Source organism: Streptomyces sp. NPDC047853, from assembly GCF_043204535.1.
GTDB lineage: Bacteria > Actinomycetota > Actinomycetes > Streptomycetales > Streptomycetaceae > Streptomyces.
Genome location: NZ_JBIDCI010000046.1, coordinates 1 through 4469, shown reverse-complemented (window position 1 = coordinate 4469; position 4469 = coordinate 1). Strand labels below are relative to the sequence as shown.

The 4469-nt window shown below is 75.2% G+C and carries 2 protein-coding genes; both read right to left on the bottom strand.

The window, feature by feature from the left end:
* On the bottom strand, positions 1-3497 hold a 3497-nt coding region (locus ACGF5T_RS35995; RefSeq protein ID WP_392890349.1), incomplete at its 3' end, for a type I polyketide synthase.
* A 101-nt stretch (positions 3498-3598) separates the two neighbouring features.
* Positions 3599-4469 (bottom strand): beta-ketoacyl reductase (locus ACGF5T_RS35990; RefSeq protein ID WP_366769450.1); only part of this gene is annotated, 871 nt, incomplete at its 5' end.

The following is a 4469-nucleotide window of genomic DNA, read 5'->3' as shown; positions in this document are numbered from 1 at the left end:
AAAGCAGCCACCCGACCAAGCCCCCACACCCGCGCACCCACCGCACACGGCACCTCACCCGACCCCACCGCCACCGCACCCCGAGTCACCACCCACAGTGGTGCCTCCAGCGCGGCGTCGGTCAGGGCCTGGATCGTCAGCAGCACCGCCGCCGTTCCCTGGTCCAGCCCGGGGTGGCCGGTGACCGCGGCCCCGCCGGAGTCGTGGAGGAGCAGTACTCCGGCCAGGCCCTCCGGGCTCCGCGCGAGCCCGGTCAGCCGTGCCGCCAGGGCGCCGCGGTCCGGGGTGTCCGTCCGCGGCGATCCGGCGTCCTGTTCCAGCGGCCACACCAGGCGGGTGACCTCCGCGCCGGCCGCGCGCAGGGCCCGCTCCGCGGCGTCCGCGGAGTCCGTGCGCTGCCCATGCTCGACCATCAGCCAGCGATCCGAGGTGCTGAACCTGACAGCGTCTGCCTCGATCGCCTGCCAGGTGACGCGGTAGCGCAGTCCCGCGGTCCGCGCGGCCGTGCGGTGCCGGTCGTGCCAGGCGGCCAAGTGCGGTAGTACGGCGCGCAGTTCGTGTTCGATGCCGGCGTCGCCGGCGCCCAGTCGCGCCGCGGTCGAGGCGGCGTCACCGGCGTGCACGGCGTCCCACAGCGCCTCGTCCCGCTCGGCTTCCGGCACGGGACGGGCGGAGGAGGCGGTCGCGGCGGTGGCGTCCGTGGTCGCGGTGGGGGCGAGCCAGTAACGGCTGTGCTGGAAGGCGTAGGTGGGCAGGTCGGTGTGCCGGGCCCCGGTGCCCTCGTAGAGCGCGGCCCAGTCCAGGTCCGCGCCCCGGACGTAGGCGCTCGCGGCGGCCCGCAGCACGGTGTCGGCCTCCGGCCGCCCGCGGCGCAGCGCGGGGGCGAACACGGCGTCGGCCTCCGCAGCCAGGGACTCCTCCGCCATGCCGCACAGGACGGCGTCGGGGCCCAGCTCGATGAAGGTCGCGGCGTCCCGGGCGCTCGCGGCGCGCACGGCGTCGGCGAAGCGCACCGGCTGCCGCACCTGGCGGGTCCAGTAGCCGGGGTCCGTCAGCAGCGCGGCGTCGGCGAGGGCGCCGGTCACCTCGGAGACGACCGGCACGCGGGGGGCGTGGTAGTCGACCGTTTCCGCGACCGCGCGGAAGTCGGCGAGCATGGCGTCCATGTGGGGTGAGTGGAAGGCGTGGCTCACCCTCAGGCGCTTGGTACGGCGTCCGCGGGCCGCCAGTTCACCGGCCGCCGCCCGTACGGCCGCTTCGTCCCCGGAGAGGACGAGGGCCTGCGGTCCGTTGACCGCGGCGACGACCGCGCCGCCGGCGACGACGGGCCCCAGCGCGGCGGCCTCGGCCTCGGTGGCCTGCACGGCGGCCATCGCGCCGCCCTCGGGCAGGGCCCGCATCAGCCGGCCGCGTGCGGAGACCAGCCGGGCCGCGTCGGCCGCCGAGAAGACTCCCGCCGCGTGAGCCGCCACCAGTCCGCCGATGGAGTGGCCCACGAGGACGTCCGGGACCAGGCCCCAGCTCTCCAGGAGCCGGAAGAGCGCGCTCTCCACCGCGAAGAGGGCCGGCTGGGTGTAGTCGGTGCGGTCGAGCAGGGCGGCGTCCGGGGTGGCGGGCTCGGCGAACAGCACCGACAGGAGCGGGCGTTCGAGGTGGGCGTCGAACGCCGCCGCGATCCGGGCGAGGGCGTCGGCGAAGACGGGGAACCTCTCGCACAGTTCCCGACCTGCGCCGAGCCGCTGGGCGCCCTGCCCCGAGCAGAGGAAGGCGATCCCACGGCCACGACGCGCGACACCCGTGACCACGGTTTCCGGCGTGCGGCCGGCGGCCAGCGCGGCGAGGTCCTCCCCGACCGCCCGGGGCTCGTGCACCAGCGCCACCGCCCGGTGTTCCAGGGTCTCCCTGGTGGTGGCCAGGGAGTATCCGACGTCGGCCGCGGGGGCGAAGCCGTCGTCGGTGCCCTCCGTGTGTCCCCGGCGGGCGAGGTCGGCGAGCCGTCCGGCCTGGCCGCGCAGCGCCTCCCGCGAGCGTGCCGAGAACACCCAGGGGAGCGGGCCGGTGACCGTGCCGGGTCGTTCGAGTGCGGGGCCGTCCCCGGCCTCGGCCTTCTCCGGCGCCTGGATCGGTGCCTCTTCGAGGACGACATGGGCGTTGGTCCCGCTCACACCAAAGGCCGACACGGCGGCGCGCCGCACCCGACCCGACACCGACTCCGACGGCCAGGGCCGGGCCTCGGTCAACAGCTCCACCGCACCCGACGACCACTCCACCTTCGACGACGGAGCATCCACATGCAGCGTCCGCGGCAACGACCCGTGCCGCATCGCCTGCACCACCTTGATCACACCACCCACACCCGCAGCCGCCTGCGCATGCCCGATGTTCGACTTCAACGACCCCAACCACAACGGATCCCCGCCCCGGCGATCACGCCCGTACGTCGCCAACAACGCACCCGCCTCGATCGGATCACCCAACGCCGTCCCCGTACCGTGCGCCTCGACCGCGTCCACGTCGGCGGGCGTCAGCCCCGCGTCGCCCAGCGCGTCACGGATCACCCGCTGCTGGGCGGGCCCGCTGGGCGCGGTGAGGCCGTTGCTCGCACCATCCTGATTGACCGCACTGCCCCGCACCACCGCCAACACCCGATGACCACGACGGCGGGCATCCGAGAGCCGCTCGACCAGCAGCACACCCACACCCTCGGCCCACGCCGTCCCGTCCGCCCCCTCCGCGAACGCCTTGCACCGCCCGTCCGCCGCCAGCCCCCGCTGCCGCGAGAACTCCACGAACACCGTCGGGTCGGGCATGACCGCGACCCCGCCGGCCAGCGCCATGTCGCACTCGCCCCGCCGCAACGACTGCACCGCCAGGTGCAACGCCACCAACGACGACGAGCACGCCGTCCCGACGGTCAGCGCGGGCCCCTCCAGTCCCAGGGTGTAGGCGATCCGGCCGGACAGCACGGCGTCGGCGTTGCCCGTCAGCAGATAGCCCTCGGTGCCCTCGGGCGCCCGCGCGGTGTCGGTGACGTATCCCGTGTGCGCGGCTCCGACGAAGACACCGGTGCGGCTGCCGCGCAGCGACGCGGGGACGATCCCGGCCCGCTCCACCGCCTCCCACGACGTCTCCAGCAGCAACCGCTGCTGCGGATCCATCACCAGTGCCTCGTTCGGCGAGACGCCGAAGAAGGCCGCGTCGAAGTCCCCTGCACCGGTGAGGAAGCCGCCTTCGCGGCAGTACGTCGTGCCGGGCGTGTCGGGGTCGGGTGAGTAGACGGCGTCCTCGTCCCAGCCGCGGTCGGCCGGGAAGCGGGTGATCGCGTCCACACCGTCCGCGGCGAGCCGCCACAGGTCGTCGGGGCTGCTCACGCCACCGGGGTAGCGGCAGGCCATGCCCACGACGGCGACCGGTTCGTGCGCGGCGGCCCGGAGCTCCCGGTGTTGCCGGCGCAGCCGCTCGGTCTCCTTGACGGAGGTGCGCAGCGCACCCAGCACTTCGTCCATGGACGGTGACATCTTCGGCTTCCTCGTCTGCTCGCTGGGGAGAGGGCGGCGGCGGCGGGGCGTGATGCCGGTCGGCGCCGGTGGGGGGCGCGCTACTGCTCCGGTGCTCCGTCGGGGTCGGGCCCTGCCGGGTCGGGCCCGTCGTCGGCCGGTTCGGGGGCTCCTGCGGCTCCCGTGGCCAGCCGGATCAGGGCGTCCGCGTCGAGTGCGTCGATGTCGGCCTCGTGGGCGTCGGTGTCATGGACGGCCGGCTCCGGTGCGGGCGGCGGGGTCGCGGGGCCTCCGCCGACGGGATCCGGCGCGCCGCCCGGTGCGGGGGCGCCCGCGGACAGCCGCTCCAGCAGCGCGCCGCCGAGCCGGTCGACGGTGGGGTGGTCGAAGATGACCGTCGCCGGCAGCACGAGGCCGGTCGCCTCGGCGAGCCGGCCGCGCATCCGCACCGCGGCCAGCGAGTCGAAACCGAGTTCCTTGAAGGCAACGGCGTGGCCGATGCCGTCGATCCCGTCGTGGCCCAGCACCTCGGCCGCCACCGTACGGACCAGGTCGACCAGGACCTTGGTGCGCTCGCGCGGGGTGAGGGCGGCTTCGACGCGCCGGCGCAGTCCGTCCGACGCGTCCACGGTGGGCTCGGGGGCGCGCACCGCGCGGACCTGGGGGATCTCGGAGATCAGGGGGCTGGGCCGGTAGGCGGTGAACCCGGTGACGAAGTGCTCCCAGTCGATGTCGGCGACCGTGACGCAGGTGTCGTCCTGGTTCAGTGCCGTGTGCAGTGCCTCGATGCCCGCCTCGGGCCGCATCGGGGCGAGGCCGCGCTCGGCGTAGAACTCCCTGACGCCGTCGTCCGCTCCCATGCCGTCGCCGCCCCACAGGCCCCAGGCCACGGACGTCGCGACCCGCCCCCGCGCACGACGCCGCTCCGCCAACGCATCCAGATGCGCATTGGCCGCCGCATACACCGACTGC